The 24804-nt window shown below is 65.1% G+C and carries 24 protein-coding genes; 23 read left to right on the top strand and 1 reads right to left on the bottom strand.

The window, feature by feature from the left end; all coding sequences use genetic code 11:
- The 5 genes from P0Y43_RS01645 to P0Y43_RS01625 all read left to right on the top strand — a co-directional run.
- A partial coding sequence (locus P0Y43_RS01645; RefSeq protein ID WP_275635552.1) for a polyamine ABC transporter substrate-binding protein occupies positions 1-1032 on the top strand: 1032 nt, incomplete at its 5' end.
- A gap of 162 nt (positions 1033-1194) precedes the next feature.
- A complete protein-coding gene (locus P0Y43_RS01640; RefSeq protein ID WP_275635551.1) occupies positions 1195-2289 on the top strand; it encodes a polyamine ABC transporter substrate-binding protein in 1095 nt (364 codons plus the stop codon).
- Between the two features lie 57 nt (positions 2290-2346).
- Positions 2347-3489 (top strand): polyamine ABC transporter ATP-binding protein, encoded by a 1143-nt coding sequence (potA, locus tag P0Y43_RS01635; protein ID WP_275635550.1) that lies wholly within the window; start codon positions 2347-2349, stop codon positions 3487-3489.
- A gap of 35 nt (positions 3490-3524) precedes the next feature.
- Complete coding sequence (locus P0Y43_RS01630) at positions 3525-4406, top strand: ABC transporter permease subunit (RefSeq protein WP_275635555.1); 882 nt, start codon at positions 3525-3527, stop codon at positions 4404-4406.
- On the top strand, positions 4403-5296 hold the full coding sequence (locus P0Y43_RS01625; protein ID WP_275635549.1) for an ABC transporter permease subunit: 894 nt from the start codon (positions 4403-4405) through the stop codon (positions 5294-5296). The genes P0Y43_RS01630 and P0Y43_RS01625 overlap by 4 nt, the downstream gene beginning before the upstream one ends.
- A gap of 60 nt (positions 5297-5356) precedes the next feature.
- Here the strand turns inward: P0Y43_RS01625 and P0Y43_RS01620 are convergent, their stop codons facing one another.
- Complete coding sequence (locus P0Y43_RS01620) at positions 5357-6517, bottom strand: AAA family ATPase (RefSeq protein WP_275635548.1); 1161 nt, start codon at positions 6515-6517, stop codon at positions 5357-5359.
- Between the two features lie 145 nt (positions 6518-6662).
- Between P0Y43_RS01620 and P0Y43_RS01615 the strand changes: the two genes are divergently transcribed.
- The 18 genes from P0Y43_RS01615 (at position 6663) to P0Y43_RS01530 (ending at position 24799) form a co-directional block, all read left to right on the top strand.
- On the top strand, positions 6663-7751 hold the full coding sequence (locus tag P0Y43_RS01615; RefSeq protein ID WP_275635547.1) for an efflux RND transporter periplasmic adaptor subunit: 1089 nt from the start codon (positions 6663-6665) through the stop codon (positions 7749-7751).
- Positions 7748-8812 (top strand): efflux RND transporter periplasmic adaptor subunit, encoded by a 1065-nt coding sequence (locus P0Y43_RS01610; RefSeq protein ID WP_275635546.1) that lies wholly within the window; start codon positions 7748-7750, stop codon positions 8810-8812. The genes P0Y43_RS01615 and P0Y43_RS01610 overlap by 4 nt, the downstream gene beginning before the upstream one ends.
- On the top strand, positions 8809-11862 hold the full coding sequence (locus P0Y43_RS01605; RefSeq protein WP_275635545.1) for an efflux RND transporter permease subunit: 3054 nt from the start codon (positions 8809-8811) through the stop codon (positions 11860-11862). Before P0Y43_RS01610 ends, P0Y43_RS01605 begins: the two co-directional genes overlap by 4 nt.
- Positions 11863-12182: 320 nt before the next feature.
- Positions 12183-12365: a sulfur starvation response protein OscA gene (oscA, locus tag P0Y43_RS01600; protein WP_016489716.1), complete on the top strand. Its 183-nt coding sequence runs from the start codon at positions 12183-12185 to the stop codon at positions 12363-12365.
- A 47-nt stretch (positions 12366-12412) separates the two neighbouring features.
- Positions 12413-13420 (top strand): sulfate ABC transporter substrate-binding protein, encoded by a 1008-nt coding sequence (locus P0Y43_RS01595; protein ID WP_275635544.1) that lies wholly within the window; start codon positions 12413-12415, stop codon positions 13418-13420.
- A 101-nt stretch (positions 13421-13521) separates the two neighbouring features.
- The gene (gene cysT / locus P0Y43_RS01590) at positions 13522-14340 is read left to right on the top strand and encodes a sulfate ABC transporter permease subunit CysT (protein ID WP_275635543.1); all 819 of its coding nucleotides are present in this window, start codon (positions 13522-13524) and stop codon (positions 14338-14340) included.
- A 14-nt stretch (positions 14341-14354) separates the two neighbouring features.
- Entirely contained in the window at positions 14355-15227 is an 873-nt protein-coding gene (cysW, locus tag P0Y43_RS01585) for a sulfate ABC transporter permease subunit CysW (protein ID WP_275635542.1), read from the top strand.
- A 3-nt stretch (positions 15228-15230) separates the two neighbouring features.
- Positions 15231-16220: a sulfate/molybdate ABC transporter ATP-binding protein gene (locus P0Y43_RS01580; protein WP_275635541.1), complete on the top strand. Its 990-nt coding sequence runs from the start codon at positions 15231-15233 to the stop codon at positions 16218-16220.
- Between the two features lie 338 nt (positions 16221-16558).
- Positions 16559-17353, top strand: a complete 795-nt coding sequence (locus P0Y43_RS01575) for an energy transducer TonB (protein ID WP_275635540.1) — start codon at positions 16559-16561, stop codon at positions 17351-17353.
- A gap of 50 nt (positions 17354-17403) precedes the next feature.
- A complete protein-coding gene (locus P0Y43_RS01570) occupies positions 17404-18126 on the top strand; it encodes a MotA/TolQ/ExbB proton channel family protein (protein WP_275635539.1) in 723 nt (240 codons plus the stop codon).
- 1 nt (position 18127) lies between these two features.
- Positions 18128-18529, top strand: a complete 402-nt coding sequence (locus tag P0Y43_RS01565) for an ExbD/TolR family protein (RefSeq protein WP_275635538.1) — start codon at positions 18128-18130, stop codon at positions 18527-18529.
- 307 nt (positions 18530-18836) lie between these two features.
- Entirely contained in the window at positions 18837-19418 is a 582-nt protein-coding gene (locus tag P0Y43_RS01560) for an alpha/beta hydrolase (RefSeq protein ID WP_275635537.1), read from the top strand.
- A gap of 64 nt (positions 19419-19482) precedes the next feature.
- A complete protein-coding gene (locus P0Y43_RS01555) occupies positions 19483-20442 on the top strand; it encodes a sigma 54-interacting transcriptional regulator (protein ID WP_275635536.1) in 960 nt (319 codons plus the stop codon).
- A gap of 165 nt (positions 20443-20607) precedes the next feature.
- The gene (locus P0Y43_RS01550) at positions 20608-21393 is read left to right on the top strand and encodes a MetQ/NlpA family ABC transporter substrate-binding protein (RefSeq protein WP_275635535.1); all 786 of its coding nucleotides are present in this window, start codon (positions 20608-20610) and stop codon (positions 21391-21393) included.
- 461 nt (positions 21394-21854) lie between these two features.
- Complete coding sequence (locus P0Y43_RS01545) at positions 21855-22520, top strand: amino acid ABC transporter permease (protein WP_275635534.1); 666 nt, start codon at positions 21855-21857, stop codon at positions 22518-22520.
- Positions 22501-23160 carry an amino acid ABC transporter permease gene (locus tag P0Y43_RS01540; RefSeq protein WP_275635533.1) on the top strand — a complete coding sequence of 220 codons (660 nt, stop codon included), beginning with the start codon at positions 22501-22503 and terminating at the stop codon, positions 23158-23160. Before P0Y43_RS01545 ends, P0Y43_RS01540 begins: the two co-directional genes overlap by 20 nt.
- Positions 23157-23930, top strand: a complete 774-nt coding sequence (locus P0Y43_RS01535; RefSeq protein WP_275635532.1) for an amino acid ABC transporter ATP-binding protein — start codon at positions 23157-23159, stop codon at positions 23928-23930. The genes P0Y43_RS01540 and P0Y43_RS01535 overlap by 4 nt, the downstream gene beginning before the upstream one ends.
- Positions 23927-24799, top strand: coding sequence for a transporter substrate-binding domain-containing protein (locus P0Y43_RS01530; RefSeq protein ID WP_275635531.1), 873 nt, complete (start codon positions 23927-23929; stop codon positions 24797-24799). The genes P0Y43_RS01535 and P0Y43_RS01530 overlap by 4 nt, the downstream gene beginning before the upstream one ends.
- Positions 24800-24804: the final 5 nt, after the last annotated feature.

Here is a 24804-nt window from a genome sequence, read left to right as displayed (position 1 = left end):
GCTGACGACAAGGTGCTGAACGTCTACAACTGGTCGGACTACATCGCGCCGGACACCATCGCCAAGTTCGAGAAGCAGACCGGCATCAAGGTCAAGTACGACGTCTTCGACAGCAACGAAACCCTGGAAGCCAAGCTGCTGGCCGGCAAGTCGGGCTACGACATCGTCGTGCCGTCGAACAACTTCCTGGCCAAGCAGATCAAGGCCGGTGTCTATGAGGAGCTCGACCGCTCCAAGCTGCCGAACTGGAAGAACCTCGACGAAGACCTGCTCAAGGCTGTCGGCGACGCCAGCGACAAAGGCAACAAGCACGCCTTCCCGTACATGTGGGGCTCCATCGGCATCGGCTACAACCCGGCGAAGGTCAAGGCCGCGCTGGGCGTGGACAAGATCGACTCGTGGGACGCCGTGTTCAAGCCGGAGAACATCGCCAAGCTCAAGAGCTGCGGCGTGAGCTTCCTCGACGCGCCGACCGAAATGCTTCCGGCTGCGCTGCACTACCTGGGCCTGCCGAGCGACAGCACCAAGAAGGAAGACCTGGCCGCCGCCGAGGCGCTGTTCCTGAAGGTCCGTCCTTCGATCACCTACTTCCACTCCTCCAAGTACATCGGTGACCTGGCCAACGGCAACATCTGCGTGGCCGTTGGCTACTCGGGCGACCTGGAGCAGTCCAAGGCCCGCGCCCACGAAGCCGGCGACAAGGTCAAGCTGGACTACGTCATTCCGAAAGAAGGCGCTGGTACCTTCTACGACATGGTCGCCATCCCCAAGGATGCCGAGCACAAGGAAGCCGCCTACCAGTTCATGGACTTCCTGATGCAGCCTGAAGTCATGGCCGAGATCACCAACGCCGTGCGCTTCCCGAACGGCAACAAGGCCGCGACCCCGTTCGTCGACAAGGACATCACCAGCGACCCGAGCATCTACCCGCCGGCCGAGGTGAAGAAGCAGCTGTACGCGATCGCCGCGCCTGAGGCAGCCGCCCAGCGCGCGATCACCCGCAGCTGGACCAAGATCAAGTCGGGCAAGTAACAGCCCGACGCCGGACCCTCTGGGCCGGGCCTTCCGGCCCAGGGGCATGAACGACAATTGTTGATTGCGGCATCGTAGCGACGCAGGTAAGTTGCGCGCCGGTTTTGCGTGTACGGCTGCACCCAGCCGCCACCGGAGGCACTGATTGTGAGGACCACCCACTTGTCTATTTCTGTATTTCGCAAGGCCTTGATGGCTGGAGCGGGTCTGACGCTGGCGGCCAGCGTCCAAGCGGCGCCCACGGTGCACATCTACAACTGGTCGGACTACATCGGCCCGACCACCCTCGTCGACTTCGAGAAAGAGACCGGCATCAAGCCGGTGCAAGATGTCTTCGATTCCAATGAAACCCTGGAAGGCAAGCTGCTGGCCGGCAAGACCGGCTATGACGTGGTAGTGCCGTCCAACCATTTCCTCGGCAAGCAGATCAAGGCGGGCGCGTTCCAGAAGCTCGACAAGGCCCTGCTGCCCAATTATTCCAACCTTGACCCGGCCCTGATGAAGCGCCTGGAAAAGAACGACCCGGGCAACCAGTACGCCGTGCCCTACCTGTGGGGCACCAACGGCATCGGCTACAACGTCGAAAAGGTCAAGGCGGCGCTGGGCGTGGAGACCATCGACTCCTGGTCGGTGCTGTTCGAACCCGAGAACATGAAGAAGCTGTCCAAGTGCGGCGTGGCCTTCCTCGACTCGGCGGACGAGATGCTGCCCGCGGTGCTCAACTACCTGGGGCTGGACCCCAACAGCACCGACCCCAAGGATTACGCCAAGGCCGAGCAGAAGCTGCTGGCCGTGCGCCCGTACGTGACCTACTTCCACTCGTCCAAGTACATCACCGACCTGGCCAACGGCGACATCTGCGTCGCCGCCGGCTTCTCGGGCGACATCTTCCAGGCCAAGGCCCGCGCCGAAGAGGCGAAGAAAGGCGTGAACCTGGCCTACGCCATTCCCAAGGAAGGCGGCAACCTCTGGTTCGACGTGCTGGCGGTCCCCAAGGACGCCAAGAACGTCAAGGAGGCCCACGCCTTCATCAACTATTTGCTGAAGCCTGAGGTTATCGCCCAGGTCAGTGATTATGTCGGTTATGCCAACCCCAACCCCAAGGCTGGCGACCTGATGGACCAGGCTGTGAGAACTGACGCCGCGGTTTACCCACCGCAGGAAGTGCTGGACAAGATGTTCGTCAACGCGGAGTTGCCCCCCAAGGTGCAACGTCTGATGACCCGCAGCTGGACCAAGGTCAAGTCGGGCAAGTAACTAACCAGGCCCGTCACGGCAGCGGCGGGCATCAAAATCTTGTTGGGAGTTTCACTCATGGCAGTTGCCTCCGGTGCCTATAAGAAAGCCCTCGAGGGTGGCCAGCAACCCAAGCAGGTGCTGGTCAAGATCGACCGGGTCACGAAGAAGTTCGACGAAACCATCGCCGTGGACGATGTGTCCCTGGAAATCCGCAAGGGCGAGATCTTCGCCCTGCTGGGTGGTTCCGGTTCGGGCAAGTCGACCCTGCTGCGCATGCTGGCCGGCTTCGAGCGTCCGACCGAGGGTCGGATCTTCCTCGACGGTGTCGACATCACCGACATGCCGCCCTACGAGCGGCCGATCAACATGATGTTCCAGTCCTACGCACTGTTCCCGCACATGACCGTGGCGCAGAACATCGCCTTCGGCCTGCAGCAGGACAAGATGCCCAAGGCCGAGATCGAGGCCCGCGTGGCCGAGATGCTCAAGCTGGTGCACATGACCCAGTACGCCAAGCGCAAGCCGCACCAGCTGTCCGGTGGCCAGCGCCAGCGCGTGGCCCTGGCCCGTTCCCTGGCCAAGCGCCCCAAGCTGCTGCTGCTCGACGAGCCGATGGGCGCGCTGGACAAGAAACTGCGTTCGCAGATGCAGCTGGAACTGGTGGAGATCATCGAGCGCGTGGGCGTGACCTGCGTGATGGTGACCCATGACCAGGAAGAGGCCATGACCATGGCCCAGCGCATCGCCATCATGCACTTGGGCTGGATCGCCCAGATCGGCAGCCCGATCGACGTCTACGAGACCCCGACCAGCCGCCTGGTCTGCGAGTTCATCGGCAACGTCAACCTGTTCGAGGGTGAGGTGGTCGACGACGCCGAAGGCCACGCGATCATCGCCAGCCCCGAGCTTGAGCGCAGCATCTACGTTGGCCACGGCGTGACCACGTCGGTGGAAGACAAGCACATCACCTACGCCCTGCGCCCGGAGAAACTGCTGGTCACCACCGAGCAGCCGACCTGCGAGCACAACTGGTCGCGCGGCAAGGTCCACGACATCGCCTACCTGGGCGGCCACTCGGTGTTCTACGTCGAGCTGCCGAGCGGCAAGGTGGTCCAGTCGTTCGTCGCCAACGCCGAGCGCCAGGGCACCCGGCCGACCTGGGGTGACGAAGTGTACGTGTGGTGGGAAGACGACAGCGGCGTGGTATTGCGCTCATGAAACCACGAAAGCTCAAGCGAGCCCTCCAGCGCATCATCCCTGAAGGACGGCACCTGGTCATCGGCGTGCCGTTCATCTGGTTGTTCCTGTTCTTCATGCTGCCGTTCTTCATCGTCCTGAAGATCAGCTTCGCCGAAGCCGACGTGGCGATCCCGCCGTACACGCAGATCTACACCTACGTCGAGGACAAGATCCAACTGGTGCTGAACCTGGCCAACTACGGCCTGTTGACCCAGGACGAGCTGTACATCTCGGCCTACCTGGGTTCGCTGAAGGTCGCGTTCTTCAGCACCTTGCTGTGCCTGCTGATCGGCTACCCGATGGCCTACGCCATCGCCAACGCGCGCAAGGACATCCAGACCGTGCTGCTGTTGCTGATCATGATGCCGACCTGGACCGCGATCCTGATCCGCGTCTATGCGTGGATGGGCATCCTCAGCAATAACGGCCTGCTCAACAGCTTCCTGCTGTGGCTGGGCCTGATCGATCAGCCGCTGCAGATTCTCAACACCAACCTGGCGGTGTACATCGGCGTGGTCTATTCGTACCTGCCGTTCATGATCCTGCCGCTGTACGCGAACCTGGTGAAGCACGACCAGAGCCTGCTGGAGGCCGCCTCCGACCTGGGGTCGAGCACCTTCAACAGCTTCTGGAAGATCACCGTGCCGCTGTCGAAGAACGGCATCATCGCCGGCTGCATGCTGGTGTTCATCCCGGTGGTGGGCGAGTTCGTGATTCCTGAACTGCTCGGCGGCCCGGAAACCCTGATGATCGGCAAGGTGCTGTGGCAGGAATTCTTCAACAACCGTGACTGGCCGGTGGCATCCGCCCTGGCGGTGGTGATGCTGGCGATCCTGATCGTGCCCATCCTGCTGTTCAACCGCAGCCAGGCCAAAGAAATGGAGGGCAGGGCATGAAGCGCTTCGGTTTCTCCAAGCTGATGCTGGTGCTCGGCTTGCTGTTCATCTACCTGCCGATGCTGATCCTGGTGATCTACTCGTTCAACGCCTCGAAGCTGGTGACGGTGTGGGGTGGCTGGTCGGTGAAGTGGTACGTCGGCCTGCTCGACAACACCCAGCTGATGGGTTCGGTGATGCGCTCGCTGGAGATCGCCTGCTACACCGCGATCGCCGCAGTGGCGCTGGGCACCCTGGCGGCCTTCGTGCTGACCCGGGTGACCCGCTTCAAGGGCCGCACGCTGTTCGGTGGCCTGGTCACCGCGCCGCTGGTGATGCCCGAGGTGATCACCGGCCTGTCGCTGTTGCTGCTGTTCGTGGCCATGGCGCAGATGATCGGCTGGCCGCAGGAGCGCGGCATCGTCACCATCTGGATCGCCCACACCACCTTCTGCGCGGCCTACGTGGCGGTGGTGGTGTCGGCGCGGCTGCGTGAGCTGGACCTGTCGATCGAGGAAGCGGCGATGGACCTGGGCGCCAAGCCGTGGAAGGTGTTCTTCCTGATCACCATCCCGATGATCGCGCCGTCGCTGGCGGCCGGTGGCATGATGTCGTTCGCCCTGTCGCTGGACGACCTGGTGCTGGCCAGCTTCGTCTCCGGCCCGGGTTCGACCACCCTGCCGATGGAAGTGTTCTCGGCCGTGCGCCTGGGCGTGAAACCGGAGATCAACGCCGTGGCCAGCCTGATCCTGCTGTCGGTGTCGCTGGTGACCTTCCTGGTCTGGTACTTCAGCCGCCAGGCCGAAGAACGCCGTCGCCGGGCGATCCAGCAGGCGATCGAGGAAGGCGCGGCAGCGAGCGTTTCGCAGCCGCAGGTTCGGCGCCCGGCGCAGGCTGCCGCCTCGGCTTGAGCCACCCTGCACGAGCAACCTGGCGCTGCGTCGCGCGAGGTTGCTCGTGCAGGCCGCTCCTCATTCCGGCCAGTGCCAGGCCGGCTCGTCCAGCATCCCCTGGCCGACGATCGCCGTTTGCCCCAGGTGCTTGTCCAGGCGTATCGAGTTGCACGCTGGGTCCTGCTCCAGCGCCGCCACCAGGCGCGGGGCGTGAGACACCACCCAGACCTGGCAATGCCGCGAAACCGCCACGATCAAGCGCGCCAGTGCCGGCAGCAGGTCTGGATGCAGGCTGGTTTCCGGCTCGTTGAGCACCATCATGCTCGGAGGCCTGGGGGTCAGCAGCGCGGCCACCAGCAACAGGTAACGCAAGGTGCCGTCGGACAGCTCCGCCGCGCTCAAGGGGCGGAGCAGCCCGGCCTGCTGGAAGCTCAGGCTGAACAGGCCGCCCGGGGTGGCGTCGATGCCGACCCGCGAACCGGGAAAGGCATCGTTGACCGCAGCCTGCAAGGCCTCGAAGTCGCCGATCTCCTTGATGGTCTGCAGCGCCGCCGCCAGGTCGCGGCCGTCGTGGTGCAACACCGGGGTACGGGTGCCCAGGCGTGGATGGCGCGCCGGCGCGTCGGCGTCGGTGCGCAAGTGGTCGTAAAAGCGCCAGCCGCGGATGCGCTCGCGCAGGTGCAGCACCTCGGGCGAGCCCTGCAGGCTGCCCACGTGGTCGAACAGGCTGTCGAACTCGCTCATGCGCTGGCTCAGCACCTGCCATTGCCGCCCCTCGCGTGCCCGTACCATGGCCGCGCTGCGCTCCACCAGCAGGCTGGCCGGGCGGCACAGCGGGCCTGCCCAGATCGCCTCGTGCTTGATCTGCGGGTCGAGGGCGAACATCGAGCGGCTCGGCTCCGGCAGGCCAAGGCTGATGGCGTAGCCGAAATCCTCGTCGGCAAAGCCCATCTTCAGGCGCCTGACCTGCTGGCGCGGCCCGCCCTGCACTGGCACCACGCCCTGGCGCATGCCTCGGCTGAGCGTCTCGGGCCCGGCATGAAAGGCCGACTCCAGCCCACCTTCGGCGGCCAGCGCGTTGACCACGCCACCGCGCGCTGTCTCCGCCAACAGGCGCAGGGCCTTGTACAGGTTCGACTTGCCACTGCCGTTGGCTCCGGTGATCACGTTCAAGCGGCCAAGCGGCAGGACCAGTTTGTTCATGGATCGGTAGTTGGCGACGGCCAGGGTGGTGAGCATGGCTGCAATCCTTTGGCGATGTGGCCAGACAGTATGGCGCGCCGGGTCATCCACCGGGGCAGGGACTTTGATGCCGATTGTTGAACCCTGGACTACGCTGACAGTCGCATCCCTCGAATCATTAGCGCGCAAGCAAGGAGCCTGCATGACGTGGAAGCGTCTGCTGTCGGTCGTTTGCCTGGGGGGGCTGTTCACGCTTTCGGGTTGCAAGGATGAAGTTTCCAGCCCGGAACTGCCCAGGGTCGGCGTACTGCAAGTCCAGCCCACCGATTTCGCCGCCAGGGTCACCCTGACCGGTGACGTGCAGGCGCGCGTCCAGACCGACCTGTCGTTTCGCGTGGGTGGCAAGATCATCGCCCGCAGCGTCGACGTGGGCGACCACGTCAAGGCCAACCAGGTGCTCGCGCGTCTCGACCCCAAGGACCTGCAGAACAACGTCGACTCGGCCAAGGCCGCCGTGTTCGCCGAGCAGGCGCGGGTCACCCAGAGCAGCGCGGCGTTCGTCCGCCAGCAAAAGCTGCTGCCCAAGGGCTACACCAGCCAGAGCGAGTACGACGCCGCAGAAGCCGCCCTGCGCAGTAGCCAGAGCGCGCTCAAGGCCGCCCAGGCGCAACTGGCCAATGCCAAGGAGCAACTGGGCTACACCGCCTTGGTCTCCGAGGCCGATGGGGTGATCACCGCGCGCCAGGCCGAGGTCGGCCAGGTGGTGCAGGCGACCATGCCGATCTTCAGCCTGGCCGTCGACGGCGACCGCGACGCGGTGTTCAACGTCTACGAAGCCCTGCTGGTGACGCCGCCGAGCAATGAAAGCGTGCTGGTCAGCCTGCTCGACGACCCACAGGTCAAGGCCGAAGGCCGGGTGCGCGAGGTCACCCCCACGGTGTCCGCCGAGAGCGGCACGGTGCAGGTCAAGGTGGCCCTGCGCAACGTGCCGGCGGGCATGCAACTGGGCTCGCCGGTGACCGCCACCGGCAATACCCAGGGGCGGCCGAGCATCGAGCTGCCGTGGTCGGCGCTGACCAAGGCGCTGAAGGACCCGGCGGTATGGGTGGTGGGCGAGGGTGACCAGGTCGAGCTGCGCCCGGTGCAGGTGGCGCGCTACCTCACCGGCAAGGTGGTAATCGCCGAAGGCATCAAGGGCGGCGAGACCGTGGTGGTCAGCGGCGGGCAGTTGCTGCACCCGGGCATGCAGGTCGAGAAGGTCGACACCCAGGACGGAGGGGCCGCGCCATGAAACGCCTGCTGATGCTCTGCGCCAGCCTGCTGCTTGGCGCCTGCGGCAGCGACGAGGCGCCGCCCGAGGTGGTGCGCCCGGTGCTCTCCACATTGGTCGAACCGCAGGTGCAGGCGCAGTTGGGGCGCTTCGCCGGCACCATCCAGGCGCGCTATGAAAGCACCCTCGGCTTTCGCGTGTCCGGGCGCATCGCCCGGCGCTGGCTGGACGTCGGCGCGCGGGTCGAGCCGGGCGACACCCTGGCCACCCTCGACCCCACCGACCAGCAGAACCAGCTGCGCGCCGCCGAAGGCGACCTGGCGCGGGTCCAGGCGCAGTGGATCAACGCCCAGGCCAACGCCCGCCGGCAACAGCAGCTGTATGACCGCGGCGTCGGCGCCCAGGCCCAGCTGGACATCGCCCAGACCGACCTGAAGACCACCGGCGCTTCGCTGGAGCAGGCGCGCTCGGCCCTCAGCCAGGCCCGCGACCAGCTCGACTACAGCACCCTGCGCAGCGACCACGCCGCCGTGGTCACCGCCTGGAAGGCCGAGGCCGGGCAGACCGTCAGCGCCGGCCAGGCGGTGGTCACCCTGGCCCGCCCCGACGTCAAGGAAGCGGTGATCGACCTGCCGATCCCGTTGGCCGAGCAGTTGAGCAAGGGCCTGACGTTCACCGTCGCCTCCCAGCTCGAACCGCACATCAACACCACCGCCAGCTTGCGCGAACTGGAGCCCCAGGCCGATGCCACTACCCGCACTCGCCGCGCTCGGCTGAGCCTGGCCAGCACCCCCGACGCCTTCCACCTGGGCACGGCGGTCAGCGTCACCCTGACCTCGGCGGTCACCCCGCGCAGCGAGCTGCCGCCCACCGCGTTGCTGGAGCGCGACGGCAAGACCCAGGTGTGGGTGGTCGACCCGCAGCAGAAGACCGTCGCCACCCGCGACGTCACCCTGATCGAGCGCAACCCCGAGCGCATCGTCCTGGCCTCCGGCGTGCGGCCCGGCGAGCGGGTGGTCACCGCTGGCGTCAACAGCCTCAAGCCCGGGCAGAAGGTCTCATTCGACGAGGACGCGCGATGAAAGGAAGCTTCAACCTCTCCGAATGGGCGCTGCGGCACCAGTCGTTCGTCTGGTACCTGATGTTCGTCGGGCTGCTGATGGGCGTGTTCTCCTACTTCAACCTCGGCCGCGAGGAAGACCCGTCGTTCACCATCAAGACCATGGTGATCCAGACCCGCTGGCCCGGCGCGACCCAGGACGAGACCCTGTACCAGGTCACCGACCGCATCGAGAAGAAACTCGAAGAGCTGGACTCGCTGGACTACGTGAAGAGCTACACCCGCCCGGGCGAGTCCACCGTGTACGTGTACCTGCGCGACACCACCAAGGCCGCCGACATCCCGCAGATCTGGTACCAGGTGCGCAAGAAGATCGACGACATCCGCGGCCAGTTCCCCCAGGGCATCCAGGGCCCTGGCTTCAACGACGAGTTCGGTGACGTATTCGGCTCGATCTACGCCTTCACCGCCGACGGCCTGACCTTGCGGCAGTTGCGCGACTACGTGGAACAGGCCCGCGCCGAAGTGCGCGAGGTGCCCAACATCGGCAAGATCGAGCTGATCGGCACCCAGGACGAAGTGCTCTACCTGAATTTCTCCACCCGCAAGCTGGCCGCCCTGGGCATCGACCAACGCCAGGTCATGCAGGCCCTGCAATCGCAGAACGCGGTGACCCCCGCCGGGGTGATCGAGGCCGGCCCCGAGCGCATCTCGGTGCGCACCACCGGGCAGTTCGCCTCGGAGAAAGACCTGGAAACCGTCAACCTGCGCATCAACGACCGCTTCTTCCGCCTGGCCGACATCGCCGACATCGAGCGCGGCTACAGTGACCCGCCGTCACCGATGTTCCGCTACAACGGCCAGACCGCCATCGGCCTGGCCATCGGCATGAAGGCCGGCGGCAACATCCAGGTGTTCGGCCAGTTGCTCAAGGAAAAGATGGACCGCATCGTCACCGAGTTGCCGGTGGGCGTCGGCGTGCACACGGTGTCCGACCAGGCGGTGGTGGTGAAGCAGGCGGTCGGCGGCTTCACCAGCGCGCTGTTCGAGGCGGTGGTGATCGTGCTGGCGGTGAGTTTCGTCAGCCTCGGCGTGCGCGCCGGGCTGGTGGTGGCGTGCTCGATCCCGTTGGTGCTGGCGATGGTGTTCGTGTTCATGGAGTACAGCGGCATCACCATGCAGCGGATTTCCCTGGGGGCGCTGATCATCGCCCTGGGGCTGCTGGTGGACGATGCGATGATCACCGTGGAGGTGATGGTCACGCGCCTGGAAATGGGCGAGAGCAAGGAGCAGGCCGCCACCTTCGCCTACACCTCGACGGCCTTCCCCATGCTCACCGGCACCCTGGTGACGGTGGCCGGCTTCGTGCCCATCGGCCTCAACGCCAGTTCCGCGGGCGAATACACCTACACGTTGTTCGCGGTGATCGCCGTGGCGCTGCTCGTGTCATGGGTGGTGGCGGTGTTCTTCGCCCCGGTGCTGGGCGTGCACATCCTCGACAGCGGCAAGCTCAAGGCCCACGAGGCCGAGCCGGGCAGGGTCGGGCGCGCCTTCGAGGGCGGGCTGCTGTGGTGCATGCGCCATCGCTGGCTGACCATCATCGGCACCGTGGTGCTGTTCGCCCTGTCGCTGTTCAGCATGCGTTTCGTGCAGAACCAGTTCTTCCCGTCCTCGGACCGCCCGGAAATCCTCGTCGACCTCAACCTGCCGCAAAACGCCTCGATCGAGGAGACGCGCAAGGCGGTCGACCGGCTGGAGGCGAAGATCAAGGACGACCCCGACCTGGTGCGCTGGAGCACCTACATCGGCCAGGGCGCGATCCGCTTCTACCTGCCCCTGGACCAGCAGTTGCAGAACCCCTATTACGCGCAGTTGGTGATCGTCAGCAAGGGCTTCGAGGAGCGCGCCGGGATGATCGAGCGCTTGCAGAAGCTGCTGCGCGAGGACTTCGTCGGCATCGGCAGCAACGTGCAGTCGCTGGAGATGGGCCCGCCGGTGGGGCGGCCGATCCAGTACCGGGTCAGCGGCAAGGACATCGACCTGGTGCGCAAGCACGCCATCGAACTGGCGACGCTGCTCGACAGCAACGAGCATATCGGCGAGATGATCTACGACTGGAACGAACCGGGTAAGGTGCTGCGGGTGGAGATCGCCCAGGACAAGGCACGCCAGCTGGGCTTGTCGTCCGAGGACGTGGCCAACGTGATGAACAGCATCGTCAGCGGCGTGCCGGTCACCCAGGTCAACGACAACATCTACCTGGTGGACGTGATCGCCCGCGCCGAGGACAGCGAGCGCGGCTCGCCCGACACCTTGCAGAACTTGCAGATCCTCACGCCCAACGGCACGTCGATCCCGCTGCTGTCGTTCGCCACCGTGCGCTATGAGCTGGAGCAACCGCTGGTGTGGCGCCGCGACCGCAAGCCGACCATCACCCTCAAGGCCTCGGTGGCCGGCGAAATCCAGCCCACCGACCTGGTGGCGCAGCTCAAGCCGAAGATCGATGCATTCGCCGCCCAGTTGCCGCCCGGCTACGACGTGGCCACCGGTGGCACGGTGGAGGAGAGCGGCAAGGCCCAGGGGCCGATCGCCAAGGTGATCCCGCTGATGCTGTTCCTGATGGCGACCTTCCTGATGATCCAGCTGCACAGCGTGCAGAAGCTGTTCCTGGTGGTCAGCGTGGCGCCGCTGGGGTTGATCGGCGTGGTGCTGGCGCTGGTGCCGACGGGCACGCCGATGGGCTTCGTGGCGATCCTGGGGATTCTCGCGCTGGCGGGGATCATCATCCGCAACTCGGTGATCCTGGTGACGCAGATCGACGAGTTCGAGGCCCAGGGCTATTCGCCGTGGGAGGCGGTGGTGGAGGCGACCAACCACCGGCGCCGGCCAATCCTGCTGACCGCCGCCGCGGCGAGCCTGGGCATGATCCCGATCGCCCGCGAGGTGTTCTGGGGGCCGATGGCCTACGCGATGATCGGCGGCATCATCAGCGCAACGCTGCTGACGTTGCTGTTCCTGCCGGCGCTGTACGTGGCCTGGTACAAGATCCGCGAGCCGGAAAAGCAATCCTGAACCTCGACACCGGCCCTTAGGGGTGGGTGTTTTCGTTGTGCCCGTGCCGACCCCATCGCGGGGCAAGCCCGCGCCGATAGGTTCACCGCCGATGCCCAGAACGGCACGGTGCCTGTGGGAGCGGGCTCGCTCCGCGATGAGGCCTGCCCAAGCACCGCTGCTGTCACAGGCGCTCCCTCAACGCCTCGTTCAAGATGGTTATATAAACATTCTTAAACAGTATTTTTAAGAATATCCGCGCCTCACTACTATTGCCTTCAAGCCAGGCACCCATCCCCTTCAATTCCCTGCCCGGCACCCAAACTCTCAGGAGAACGAGCATGAGTGCATCGCTGCGTAGCATCGACGGTCAGGACGAAGCCACCATTCTGCGTGAGATCCAGAGCGCCCTGCGCGACCTGCGTTTCGGCGCGGTGGAGATCACCGTGCACAACGCGCAGGTGGTGCAGATCGAGCGCAAGGAGAAGTTCCGCCTGCAGCAGCCGGGCAACAAGTCCGGCTGATCACCGAACACTTCACAACTAGAAAAATGCCAATCGGGAGCTTCACCATGTCCATCCGCCGTTATGCGCTCGCCGCCCTGGCCAGTGCCGTCTTTGCCGGTTCCGCAGTTGCCAAGGACTACGAACTGCTCAACGTCTCCTACGACCCGACCCGTGAGCTGTACCAGCAGTACAACGCCGAGTTCATCAAGCACTGGCAGCAGAGCCACCCGGACGACAAGGTGAAGATCCAGCAATCCCACGGCGGCTCGGGCAAGCAGGGCCGCGCGGTGATCGACGGCCTGCGCGCCGACGTGGTGACCCTGGCCCTGGCCGGCGACATCGACGAGATCGCCAAGCTCGGCAAGACCCTGCCCGAGGACTGGCAGAAGCGCCTGCCGCAGGCCAGCACCCCGTACACCTCGACCATCGTGTTCCTGGTGCGCAAGGGCAACCCCAAGAACATCAAGGACTGGGGCGACCTGGTCAAGAAAGACGTCTCGGTCATCACCCCGAACCCGAAGACCTCCGGCGGTGCGCGCTGGAACTTCCTCGCCGCCTGGGCCTACGGCCTGAAGACCGGCGGTAGCGAAGACAAGGCCAAGGCCTACGTGCAGGAACTGTTCAAGCACGTACCGGTGCTCGACACCGGCGCCCGTGGCTCGACCATCACCTTCGTCAACAACGGCCAGGGCGACGTGCTGCTGGCCTGGGAAAACGAGGCCTTCCTGGCGCTGAAGGAAGACGGCGGCGCCGACAAGTTCGAGATCGTCGTGCCTTCGCTGTCGATCCTCGCCGAGCCACCGGTGGCCGTGGTCGACAAGAACGCCGAGAAGAAGGGCAATACCGAGATCGCCACCGAATACCTCAAGCACCTGTACAGCCCGGCGGGTCAGAAGATCGCCGCAGAGAACTTCTACCGCCCGCGTGACGAGAAGGTTGCCGCCGAATTCGGCAAGCAATTCCCGAAACTGGAGCTGGTGACCATCGACAAGGACTTCGGCGGCTGGAAGACTGCGCAACCGAAGTTCTTCAACGACGGCGGTGTGTTCGACCAGATCTACCAGGCGCAATGAGAACGCTGGGGCCGCGTCGCGGCCTCGAATGCAACACCCTTCAGTAGCCTGCACCGGCCCGGGAGCGCTCCCGGGCCTCGTGCGTTCAACCAGGGACCTTTATGTCACGTCGCATCTCCCCCGTCATACCCGGCTTCGGGCTGACACTGGGCTACACGCTGGTGTACCTCAGCCTGATTGTGCTCATACCGCTGGCCGCCATGTTCGTGCATGCCGCGCAGCTCACCTGGGAGCAGTTCTGGAACATCGTCAGCGCGCCACGGGTGCTCGCCGCCCTGAAGCTGAGTTTCGGCACCGCCCTGTTCGCCGCCATCATCAATGGCGTGATCGGCACCCTGCTGGCCTGGGTGCTGGTGCGCTACACCTTCCCCGGGCGCAAGGTCATCGATGCGATGATCGACCTGCCGTTCGCCCTGCCCACCGCCGTCGCCGGTATCGCCCTGACCGCCCTGTACGCCCCTGCGGGCTGGGTCGGCCAGTTCGCCACCGACCTGGGCTTCAAGATCGCCTACACCCCGCTGGGCATCACCCTGGCCCTGACCTTCGTCACCCTGCCGTTCGTGGTGCGCACGGTGCAGCCGGTGTTGGCCGACATCCCGCGCGAGGTCGAGGAGGCCGCCGCCTGCCTTGGCGCCAAGCCGTTGCAGGTGTTCCGCCACGTGCTCGCGCCGGCGCTGCTGCCGGCCTGGCTGACCGGCTTCGCCCTGGCCTTCGCCCGAGGCGTGGGTGAGTACGGTTCGGTGATCTTCATCGCCGGCAACATGCCGATGAAGACCGAGATCCTGCCGCTGCTGATCATGGTCAAGCTCGACCAGTACGACTACACCGGCGCCACGGCCATCGGCGTGCTGATGCTGGTGGTTTCCTTCATCCTGCTGCTGCTGATCAACTTGCTGCAGCGGCGCATCGAAACCCCTTGAAGGAGGCCTGGCCCATGTCTTCGACTTCTATCGGCGCCACCGCCGCCGCCAACGCCGCCCGGCGTGGCAGCCCGACCGCGCGCCGCGTGCTGATCGGCCTTGGCTGGCTGGTGTTCGCGTTGTTCCTCCTGCTGCCGTTGGTGATCGTGGTGTCGCAGGCGCTGAAGAACGGCTTCGGCACGTTCTTCGAGGCGATCTTCGAGCCCGATGCCCTGTCGGCCCTGAAGCTGACCCTGCTCGCCGTGGTCATCTCGGTGCCGCTGAACCTGGTGTTCGGCGTCAGCGCCGCCTGGTGCGTGAGCAAGTACACCTTCCGTGGCAAGAGCGTGCTGGTGACGCTGATCGACTTGCCGTTCTCGGTCTCGCCGGTGATCGCCGGCCTGGTCTACGTGTTGATGTTCGGCGCCCAGGGCCTGCTCGGGCCGTGGTTGCAGGACCACGACATCCAGATCGTCTTCGCCCTGCCAGGCATCGTCCTGGCGACCATCTTCGTCACCGTGCCCTTCGTCGCCCGCGAGCTGATCCCGCTGATGCAGGAGCAGGGCACCCAGGAGGAGGAAGCCGCGCGCCTGCTGGGCGCCAACGGCTGGCAGATGTTCTGGCACGTGACCCTGCCGAACATCAAGTGGGGCCTGATCTACGGCGTGGTGCTGTGCACCGCGCGGGCGATGGGAGAGTTCGGCGCGGTGTCGGTGGTGTCCGGGCACATCCGTGGCGTCACCAACACCTTGCCGCTGCACGTGGAGATCCTCTACAACGAGTACAACCACGTCGCGGCCTTCAGCGTGGCCAGCCTGCTGCTGATCCTGGCGCTCTTCATCCTGCTGCTCAAGCAGTGGAGCGAGAACCGTATCAACCGTCTGCGCCATGGCGCGGCCGAGGAATAATTCATGTCGATCGAAGTTCGTAACGTCAGCAAGCGTTTCAACGCCTTCCAGGCACTGGACAACATCAACCTGGATATCCACAGCGGCGAACTGGTGGCCCTGCTCGGCCCGTCCGGCTGCGGCAAGACCACCCTGCTGCGCATCATCGCCGGCCTGGAAACCCCGGACGACGGCACTATCGTGTTCCACGGCGAAGACGTTTCCGGCCACGATGTGCGTGACCGCAACGTCGGTTTCGTGTTCCAGCACTACGCGCTGTTCCGCCACATGAGCGTGTTCGACAACGTCGCTTTCGGCCTGCGCATGAAGCCCAAGGGCGAGCGCCCGAGCGAAAGCAAGATCGCCGAGAAGGTCCATGAACTGCTGAACATGGTCCAGCTCGACTGGCTCTCCGACCGCTACCCCGAGCAGCTCTCCGGTGGCCAGCGCCAGCGTATCGCCCTGGCCCGCGCCCTGGCGGTGGAGCCCAAGGTGCTGCTGCTCGACGAGCCGTTCGGCGCCCTCGACGCCAAGGTGCGCAAGGAGCTGCGCCGCTGGCTGGCGCGCCTGCACGAGGATATCAACCTGACGTCGGTGTTCGTGACCCACGACCAGGAAGAAGCCATGGAAGTGGCCGACCGTATCGTGGTGATGAACAAGGGCGTGATCGAGCAGATCGGCTCACCGGGCGAGGTGTACGAGAAGCCGGCCAACGACTTCGTCTACCACTTCCTCGGCGACTCCAACCGCCTGAGCCTGAGCGAGGGCCACCACGTGCTGTTCCGCCCGCACGAGGTGTCGCTGTCGCGCCATGAAACCGAAGGCCACCATGCCGCCGAAGTCCGCGACATCCGCCCGCTGGGCGCGACCACGCGGGTGACACTGAAGGTGGAAGGGCAGAGCGAGCTGATCGAGGCCGAGGTGGTCAAGGACCACGACAGCCTGAGCGGGCTGGCGCGCGGGGAGACGTTGTTCTTCCGGCCGAAGGTGTGGCAGAAGGTGGCGGATATCTAAGCTGCCGTGTGCATGAAGAACCCGGGTTCGCCGCCCGGGTTTTTTATTGCCTGGGCGACGCTGTGCGGCTCGTCGCGGTCTGAGCGGGCTCGCTCCGCGATCGGGGGCGCAGCCCTCGCCGAATTTTGATGCCTTTCACGAATATTTTGCATGCCGGCCATGCATGACTTTCCGCCCCTACCGCTACAGCCCTTGCCCCACGGGGCTTTGCGGTAATCTCCAAAATCCGATATTCGATAAAGATATAGCTTTAATTTTAAACATTACTTTCAGAGATAAGCGTCTGGCACCGATGATTCAGCCACAGACCTGAATCAACACCCCAGGAGTTTCAATCAATGGGTAATGTCCAGACGGCCGTCAGGGCCTACGACCAGCCATGGCGCCCGGCCTCGGGCGACCTGGTCGAGCTTGGACGGACGCTTCGCCTGCCCCTGGCGCAACTGCGCCTGCAACGCACCCCGGTCAGCGGCCTGAAGCGCCGCGACAAACTGCTGCTGGGTTTGCTGGTGCTGGTGCTGCACGGTGCCGCCGCCTACTGGGTCAGCCAGAAGCCGACGCCTGAGCTGCCGGTGATCCCGCCGAAGATCCCACCCATGACCATCGAATTCGCCGCACCGGCCCCACCCGTAGTGGAGCCGCCGCCCCCGGTGCCCGTGGTCGAGCCACCGCCGCCACCGCCTCCGGTGGTCGACGAGCTGGCCGCCAAGCCCGCACCCAAGCCCGTGCCGAAACCCAAGCCAGTGCCCAAGCCCGTGGCCAAGCCGCAGCCCAAGCCCGTCGAAGCGCCGCCGCCCCAACCTGTGGCTGCCCCCGCGCCACCCGCGCCACCGCCACCTGCGCCGGCGCCAGTGACGCCGGCATCGGCCAACGCCGCCTACCTGAAGAACCCGGCGCCGGAGTACCCGCAACTGGCCCAACGCCGGGGTTGGGAAGGCACCGTGCTGTTGCGGGTCGAGGTGCTGCCCAGCGGCAAGCCGGGGCAGATCCAGATCCAGACGAGCAGTGGTCGCCAGGCCTTGGACGACGCCGCGCTGGCCGCAGTGAAGCGCTGGAGCTTCGTGCCGGCCAAGCAGGGCGACGTGGCCCAGACCGGCTGGGTCAGCGTACCCATCGATTTCAAGCTGCGTTGATGCGCGCCTTCGACTGAACAGAACCGAACAGAACATAGGAAGACTTCATCATGAGCCTGTTGGCATCCCCCCTCGAATCCGTTGAAAGCGCGGTCATCTGGCTGCTGGTTGGTTTCTCCGTGGTCACCTGGGCGCTGGCCCTGGCCAAGGTCGTGCAGTTCGTGCGCCTGAAGAACCAGGACAAACGCTTCCACGCCCAGTTCTGGGCCGCTTCGAGCCTCGACTCGGCCGCGCAGATCAGCCACGAGCAACCCGGCCCTGCCGCTCGCGTCGCCCAAGCCGGCTACGCCGCCATCGCCGTCGGCGAGCCGGGCCAGGCCAGCGACCTGAGCCACGCGATCAACCACCAGGACCGCCTCGAACGCGCCCTGCGCCAGCAGATCGTGCGTGAGCGCCGTTCGCTGGAGACCGGCCTGGCGGTGGTCGCCAGTATCGGCAGCACCTCACCGTTCATCGGCCTGTTCGGCACCGTGTGGGGCATCATGGAAGCGCTCAAGGGCATCAGCGCGGCGGGCTCGGCGAGCCTTGAAACCGTGGCCGGCCCGATCGGCGCGGCGCTGGTCGCCACCGGCGTGGGTATCGCCGTCGCGGTGCCAGCGGTGCTGGTCTACAACTACTTCCTGCGCCGCCTCAAGCTCACCGCCGCCGACCTCGACGACTTCGCCCACGACTTCTACAGCCTGGCGCAGAAGAGTGCCTTCCGCGTGCTGGTGCACCCCGCCGTGCACAAGCAGCAGGCCGGTTTCACCCAGCCGGTGAAGGAGGCGTCCTGAAATGGCTTTCTCGACCCAGGACAGCGACGAAGTCCTTAGCGAAATCAACGTCACGCCGTTGGTGGACGTCATGCTGGTGCTGCTGGTGGTGTTCATCGTCACCGCGCCGCTGCTGACCAACGCTATTCCGATCAACCTGCCCAAGACCGAGGCCGTGGCCCCGGTGGAGCAGAAGGACCCGCTGGTGGTGAGCATCGATGGCGGCGGCAAGCTGTTCATCAACAAGGACGAGATCCAGCCGGATTTGCTGGAGACCAACCTCAAGGCCGCGAAGGACAAGGACGCCGAGCTGCGCGTGCAGTTGCAGGCCGACGATGGCGTGAACTACGGCGAAGTGGCGCGGGCGATGGCCGCCATCGAACGCGCCGGCATCACCAAGCTGGCGGTGATCACCGCCCGCTGACTGGCTACATCCTCTTCAGGCAAGTGCTTCAGGGCCATTTTCCTTGGCAGGGGATGGCCCTTTTTTTATGGGCATCAGCCACGATACGCCCCCTTGCAGGAGCGAAGCGGGCTTGCCCCGCGATGGCGTCCGTCTGGACAACATGGTGGTCTGCGCGGACGCCATCGCGGGGCAAGCCGCTCCTATTAAGGGGGCGTGCAATCAGCTTAAATACGGTTATTAATAAATAGCTTCTTATTCCTTTACGAATATAACCGCCTCCCTATACTTGGACCCCAAGCACGCAAACTTCCAAGGAGGCGTCCCCATGCGCAATGAGTCGATTCGTTACCTGATTGTGCCGGGCTGGCAAGGATCGCCAGACAACCATTGGCAAAGCCACTGGCAGCGCAGCCTGCCCAACAGCGCCCGGGTCGAGCAGCACGACTGGCTCACCCCGCAGCGGCGCGACTGGGTGCAGGCGCTGGAGCAGGCGGTCGCCGCCGAGTCTTCGCCGGTGATCCTCATCGCCCACAGCCTGGGTTGCATCACCATCGCCCACTGGGCCGCGCAGGCCAGCCCGGCCTTGCTGCGCCGGGTGCGTGGCGCATTGCTGGTGGCGCCGGCCGACGTCGAGCGCCCCACCTGCGCGCCAGCCCTGCGCAACTTCGCGCCGATCCCGCAGCAGGTGTTGCCGTTCCCCAGCCAGGTGGTCAGCTCCGACAACGACCCCGCCGTGAGCGTGCCGCGCGCGCTGTCCCTGGCCAAGGCCTGGGGCGCGGAGGCCGGCTTGCTGGCCAATGCCGGGCACATCAACGTCAAGTCCGGGCACGAACGCTGGGAACAGGGTTTCGCCTACCTGTACCGCCTGCAAGGTCGGATCGAACAGCGCGCCCTGCGTCGCGCCTGATCCGGCGGCCTTTCATCGAGTTACCTGGATCCTCGGCCGGCAGCGGTCGGGGCGGGAGTTTTCCATGACCTTTCACACCCCCTTCGGCCAGCCGCTGCTGACCTTCCCTGAACTGGACAAGAGCCCGCTGAGCATCCGCGCCAAGGCGCTGGTGTTCGTCGACCCGCGTTCGCAGCAACTGCGCCAGGCCCTCGAGCGCCTCGCGCCGCAACCGCTGCCGGTGCTGATCCGTGGCGCGACCGGCACCGGCAAGGAGCTGCTGGCCCGGCAAATCCACCGCGCCAGTGACCGTGGCGGGCTGTTCGTCTCGGTCAACTGCGCGGCCATCAGCCCCACCTACGCCGACGCCGAGCTGTTCGGCTACAGCGCCGGCAGCCATGGCGGCACCGCGAGCAGCCGCGCTGGCTGGTTTGGCTCGGCCAACGGCGGCACGTTGTACCTGGACGAGATCGCCGACCTGCCGCTGGCGATCCAGGGCAAGTTGCTGGCGGCGCTGGAGAACCGCGAGGTCACCCGGGTTGGTGCCCAGCACCCGCAGGCGGTGGACGTGCGCCTGGTCGCTGCGTCCAGCATCGACCTGGCCCAGGCGGTGCGCGCCGGGCGGTTCAACGAGCGGCTTTATCACTACCTGCACGAGGGTGAGCTGGAGTTGCCGGCGCTGCGCGAGCGGGTCGGCGACATTCTGCCGCTGGCCGAATACTTCGTCGGCATCTACAGCGTGCGCCTGGACCGCCCTGTGCCGTTGATCAGCGAAGCGGCGCAGCAGGCTCTGGAGGCTCATGCCTGGCCGGGTAATACGCGCGAGCTGGAGAACGTCATCCACTTCGCCCTGCTGTTGGCCGAGGGCGAGCAGATCCTGCCTGAACACCTCGACCTGCCAGACCCCTCGCCCCTGGCCAGCATCGCCGCGCAACTGGCGCAGTTGGCCGGCAGCCGCGAGCCGGAAACCCTCACTGCGTTGCGCGAGGTGTTGCAGGCCACACTGGCGCAACTGGATGGAACGGGCGTACTAGAGCGCTCATAAGCAAATGCCCTGATGGCGATTTGTTTTTGGAATAAGAACTGAAGCAAAAGATATTGTTACGGAATAAAAAATCTCGGTATCGTCCGTTTCACGCCCACCGGCCTCTGCCGGTCGGCACCTGACTTTGCCATCGCCGATGGCCCCAGCTTGATAACAAGGATTGCCATGAAAAAAACGCTGCTGACCACTGCCCTGGCTGCCGCCCTGTCGCTGTCCGGCCTGGCCCACGCCGCCGAGAAACTGGTGGTGGCCGCCACCCCGGTGCCGCACGCCGAGATTCTCGAGTTGATCAAACCGACCCTGGCCAAGGAAGGTGTGGACCTGCAGATCAAGGTGTTCACCGACTACGTCCAGCCCAACGTGCAGGTTGACCAGAAGCGTCTGGATGCCAACTACTTCCAGACCCTGCCGTACCTGAAGAACTTCAACGAAGGCAAGGGCACCCACCTGGAAACCGTGATCGGCGTGCATGTCGAGCCGTTCGGTGGCTACTCGAAGAAGGTCAAGAGCCTGAGCGAGCTGAAGGAAGGCGCCACCGTTGCCATCCCTAACGAGGGCAGCAACAGCGGCCGCGCCCTGCTGCTGTTGCAGAAGGCTGGCCTGATCACCCTGAAGGACCCGAAGAACGCCTTGGCCACGCCGAAGGACATCGCCGAGAACCCGAAGAAGCTGAAGTTCAAGGAGCTTGAGTCGGCCATGCTGCCGCGTGTGCTGGACCAGGTCGACCTGGACCTGATCAACACCAACTACGCCCTGGAAGCCGGCCTGAACCCGGCCAAGGATGCGCTGGTGATCGAAGGCAGCGACTCGCCTTACGTGAACTTCCTGGTCGCCCGCCCGGACAACAAGGACAGCGACGCCATCCAGAAGCTGGCCAAGGCGCTGACCAGCCCCGAGGTGAAGGCCTTCATCGAGAAGAAGTACGAAGGCGCGGTGCTGCCGGCGTTCTGATTCGCGGCTGAGACGAAAAACGCCGACGCATTTGCGTCGGCGTTTTTGTTTGTGGGTGTCTGTGCCGGCCCTATCACAGGGCCTTCCGCCTTCAACGCTGCCCGGCCAGCGCCTTGCGCAAGGCGAGCAACCACTGAAGCTGTTCGTTCGAAGCCGGTGAGGGGCTGTACATCGTTGTTGTCCTTGTGGGGTGTGATGGAACGGCAGTCACTTTCTGCAGGGTTTGAGGCTTTTCATGTAGGAAAGATCCCGACGCAAGCAGGGAAATCTCCGCGTCAGCTGTCAGGTGATATCAATATGCAATAAAGGTATTTAGAGAAAATTTCTTATGCCTTTAGAGTCTACTCATCGTGCTTACCCGCACTGCCGCACATCTTCGAGACCGACGCCGAGCCACCCTCGCGCCGCCCTGAGAGCCTTGCCATGCCGTACCCCCGCATTTGCACGTCGTGGAGCCGTCCATGACCTTCGACAGCGCTTTCATGCTCAGCACCTTGCCCGCCTTCTTCAAGGCCGTGGGTGTGACCCTGCAGGTGGGCCTGCTCGCCATCGCCACCTCGCTGCTGGTCGCCGTGATCAACGCCACCGTGCTGGTGCTGCGTACCCCCTACCTGTGGCGCGCGGTGAAAGGCTACGTGGAACTGGCCCGCAACACCCCGCTGCTGATCCAGCTGTTCTTCGTCTACTTCGCCCTGCCGACCCTTGGCATCAAGGTCTCCGGCTTCGCCGCCGCGATCATCACCATGACCTTCATGGGCGGCGCCTACCTCACCGAGGTGCTGCGCGCTGGGGTCGAGGCGGTGCCGCGCGCGCAGCTCGAGTCCGGCCGCTCCATCGGCTTGTCCGAAGGCCAGTTGCTGCGCCATGTGATCCTGCCCCAGGCCGGCATCCTCAGCCTGCCGGCGCTGTTCGCCAACTTCATCTTCCTGCTCAAGGAGACCACTGTGGTCTCCGCCGTGGCGGTGCCGGAAATCCTCTACACCACCAAGAACTACATCGCCCTGTACTACAAGACCTACGAGATGCTGGCCGTGCTGACGCTGCTGTGCGTGCTGCTGTTCCTGCCACTCTCCTTGCTGCTGCGCTACCTGGAAAGGAGGCTGCAACATGGCCAGTTCGGCAATTGAGCTGCTGCTGATCTCGCTGCCGCAACTGGCCAAGGGCGCCGGGCAGACCCTGGCCATCTCGGCGCTGGGCATCGTCTTCGCCACCCTCGGCGGGGTGCTCTACGGGGTGCTGGCAAGCCTCGGCAAGCGCGCGTTGAACCTGGCGCTGCTGGTGTACCTGGAGCTGTTTCGCGCGATCCCGGTGTTGGTGTGGCTGTACCTGGTGTTCTTCGGCCTGCCGATCTTCTTCTCGCTGAGCATCCCCAGCTTCTGGTGCGCGGTGCTGGTGCTGAGCCTGTGGGGCGCCAGCGAAGTGGGCGAGGTGGTGCGCGGTGCGCTGCGTTCGCTGCCGCGCGGGCAGCGCGAGGCGGGGCTGTCGATCGGGCTGTCGGGCTGGCAACTGTATGTGCATGTGCTGCTGCCCCAGGCGCTCAAGCGCATGACCCCGCCGACCATCAACCTCTACACGCGAATCATCAAGACCAGCTCGCTGGCGGTGCTGATCGGCGTGGTCGAGGTGATCAAGGCCGGCCAGCAGATCATCGAGCGCACCTACGAATCGGTGCTGATCTACGGCGCGCTGTTCCTGTTCTTCTTCTTCGTCTGCTACCCGCTTTCCGCCGCCTCGCGCGCGCTGGAACGCCGCTGGGCCCACTCATGAGCGCACTGATCGAATTCCAGGGTTTCAACAAATGCTTCGGCGAGCACCCGGTGCTCAAGGACATCGACCTGCACGTGCAGGCCGGCGAGGTGGTGGTGATCCTCGGCCCCAGCGGCTGTGGCAAAAGCACCCTGCTGCGTTGCCTGAACGGCCTTGAGGAGGCGCACAGCGGCCATCTGCGTCTCGAGGGCCAGGAGCTGTTGAGCGCGGCCACCGACTGGCGCCAGGTGCGTCAGCGGGTGGGCATGGTGTTCCAGAGCTACCACCTGTTCGGCCACATGACCGTGCTCGACAACGTGCTGCTCGGCCCGCTCAAGGTGCAGAAGCGCCAGCGCGCCGAAGCCCAGGCGCAGGCCGAGGCGCTGCTGGCGCGGGTGGGCCTGGCGGACAAGCGCGACGCTTACCCGCGGCAGTTGTCCGGTGGCCAGCAGCAGCGCATCGCCATCGTCCGCTCGCTGTGCATGAACCCCCAGGTGATGCTGTTCGACGAAGTCACCGCGGCCCTGGACCCGGAGATGGTCAAGGAAGTGCTGCAGGTGATCCAGGGCCTGGCCCGCGACGGCATGACCCTGCTCATCGTCACCCACGAAATGGCCTTCGCCCGCGCGGTGGCCGACCGCATCGTGTTCATGGAGGCCGGCAGGATCCTTGAACAAAACGACCCCGAGAGTTTCTTCACCCAACCGCGGACCGCACGCGCGCAGCAGTTCCTGGAGAAATTCTCCTACGTCGAAAGCCTGCCGAAGACATTGATAAAGGAACTGTCATGAAAACTGCCCACTTCACCAAACTGCTGGCGCCGCTGCTCGGCCTGGCCTTGCTGGCTGGTTGCGACAAGCCCCAGGACGCGGCCAAGCCGTCCTCGACCAGCCCCGCCACCAGCTACCTGGAAACCATCAAGGCGCGCGACAAGCTGATCGTCGGCGTGTTCACCGACAAGCCGCCGTTTGGCTTCGTCGATGCCAGCGGCCGCTATGTCGGCTTCGACACCGACATCGGCCGACGCTTCGCCAAGGACCTGCTGGGCGATGAGAACAAGGTCGAGTTCGTCGCCGTGGAGCCGGCCAGCCGCATTCCGTTCCTGCAAAGCGACAAGGTCGACCTGATCCTCGCCAACATGACCGTGACCCCCGAGCGCAAGGAAGCGGTGGACTTCACCAACCCCAACCTGCGCGTGGCAGTGCAGGCGATCGTCGCCGAGGGCAGCGCGGTGCAGAAGCTCGACGACCTGGCCGACAAGACCATCATCGTCACCACCGGCACCACCGCCGACATCTGGCTGACCAAGAACCACCCGGACTGGAAGCTGCTGAAGTTCGAGAAGAACAGCGAATCGTTGCAGGCGCTGGCCAATGGCCGGGGCGATGCCTATGCCCAGGACAACCTGATCCTGTTCAGCTGGGCCAAGCAGAACCCGGGCTACCGCGTGCTGCCGGAGTTGCTGGGGGATGAAGCGCCGATCGCGCCGGCGGTGAAGAAGGGCAATACCGAGCTGCGTGACTGGGTGAATGCCGAGCTGGCCAAGCTGGGCGAGGAGAAGTTCCTGCTCAAGCTGTACGACCAGTACGTGCGCAAGGAGCTGAGCGACGAGACCAAGCCGGAGAGCGTGATCGTCGAAGGCGGCAAGTGGCAGGGTTGAGCTGA

Source organism: Pseudomonas entomophila (assembly GCF_029193575.1).
In the GTDB taxonomy this organism is placed as follows: domain Bacteria; phylum Pseudomonadota; class Gammaproteobacteria; order Pseudomonadales; family Pseudomonadaceae; genus Aquipseudomonas; species Aquipseudomonas entomophila_G.
Note: the sequence above shows the minus strand (reverse complement) of the source record. Positions and strands in the feature narration are given on the sequence as shown.

Excerpts from the sequence above, each read along its gene's own strand:
- P0Y43_RS01545 (WP_275635534.1), top strand. The coding sequence starts at position 21,855 with ATGACCTTCGACAGCGCTTTCATGCTCAGCACCTTGCCCGCCTTCTTC.
- P0Y43_RS01560 (WP_275635537.1), top strand. The coding sequence starts at position 18,837 with ATGCGCAATGAGTCGATTCGTTACCTGATTGTGCCGGGCTGGCAAGGA.
- P0Y43_RS01575 (WP_275635540.1), top strand. The coding sequence starts at position 16,559 with ATGGGTAATGTCCAGACGGCCGTCAGGGCCTACGACCAGCCATGGCGC.
- potA (WP_275635550.1), top strand. The coding sequence starts at position 2,347 with ATGGCAGTTGCCTCCGGTGCCTATAAGAAAGCCCTCGAGGGTGGCCAG.
- P0Y43_RS01605 (WP_275635545.1), top strand. The coding sequence starts at position 8,809 with ATGAAAGGAAGCTTCAACCTCTCCGAATGGGCGCTGCGGCACCAGTCG.
- P0Y43_RS01610 (WP_275635546.1), top strand. The coding sequence starts at position 7,748 with ATGAAACGCCTGCTGATGCTCTGCGCCAGCCTGCTGCTTGGCGCCTGC.
- P0Y43_RS01540 (WP_275635533.1), top strand. The coding sequence starts at position 22,501 with ATGGCCAGTTCGGCAATTGAGCTGCTGCTGATCTCGCTGCCGCAACTG.
- P0Y43_RS01535 (WP_275635532.1), top strand. The coding sequence starts at position 23,157 with ATGAGCGCACTGATCGAATTCCAGGGTTTCAACAAATGCTTCGGCGAG.
- P0Y43_RS01555 (WP_275635536.1), top strand. The coding sequence starts at position 19,483 with ATGACCTTTCACACCCCCTTCGGCCAGCCGCTGCTGACCTTCCCTGAA.
- P0Y43_RS01565 (WP_275635538.1), top strand. The coding sequence starts at position 18,128 with ATGGCTTTCTCGACCCAGGACAGCGACGAAGTCCTTAGCGAAATCAAC.
- P0Y43_RS01625 (WP_275635549.1), top strand. The coding sequence starts at position 4,403 with ATGAAGCGCTTCGGTTTCTCCAAGCTGATGCTGGTGCTCGGCTTGCTG.
- P0Y43_RS01570 (WP_275635539.1), top strand. The coding sequence starts at position 17,404 with ATGAGCCTGTTGGCATCCCCCCTCGAATCCGTTGAAAGCGCGGTCATC.
- cysW (WP_275635542.1), top strand. The coding sequence starts at position 14,355 with ATGTCTTCGACTTCTATCGGCGCCACCGCCGCCGCCAACGCCGCCCGG.
- oscA (WP_016489716.1), top strand. The coding sequence starts at position 12,183 with ATGAGTGCATCGCTGCGTAGCATCGACGGTCAGGACGAAGCCACCATT.
- P0Y43_RS01530 (WP_275635531.1), top strand. The coding sequence starts at position 23,927 with ATGAAAACTGCCCACTTCACCAAACTGCTGGCGCCGCTGCTCGGCCTG.
- P0Y43_RS01550 (WP_275635535.1), top strand. The coding sequence starts at position 20,608 with ATGAAAAAAACGCTGCTGACCACTGCCCTGGCTGCCGCCCTGTCGCTG.
- P0Y43_RS01615 (WP_275635547.1), top strand. The coding sequence starts at position 6,663 with ATGACGTGGAAGCGTCTGCTGTCGGTCGTTTGCCTGGGGGGGCTGTTC.
- cysT (WP_275635543.1), top strand. The coding sequence starts at position 13,522 with ATGTCACGTCGCATCTCCCCCGTCATACCCGGCTTCGGGCTGACACTG.
- P0Y43_RS01580 (WP_275635541.1), top strand. The coding sequence starts at position 15,231 with ATGTCGATCGAAGTTCGTAACGTCAGCAAGCGTTTCAACGCCTTCCAG.
- P0Y43_RS01620 (WP_275635548.1), bottom strand. The coding sequence starts at position 6,517 with ATGCTCACCACCCTGGCCGTCGCCAACTACCGATCCATGAACAAACTG.
- P0Y43_RS01595 (WP_275635544.1), top strand. The coding sequence starts at position 12,413 with ATGTCCATCCGCCGTTATGCGCTCGCCGCCCTGGCCAGTGCCGTCTTT.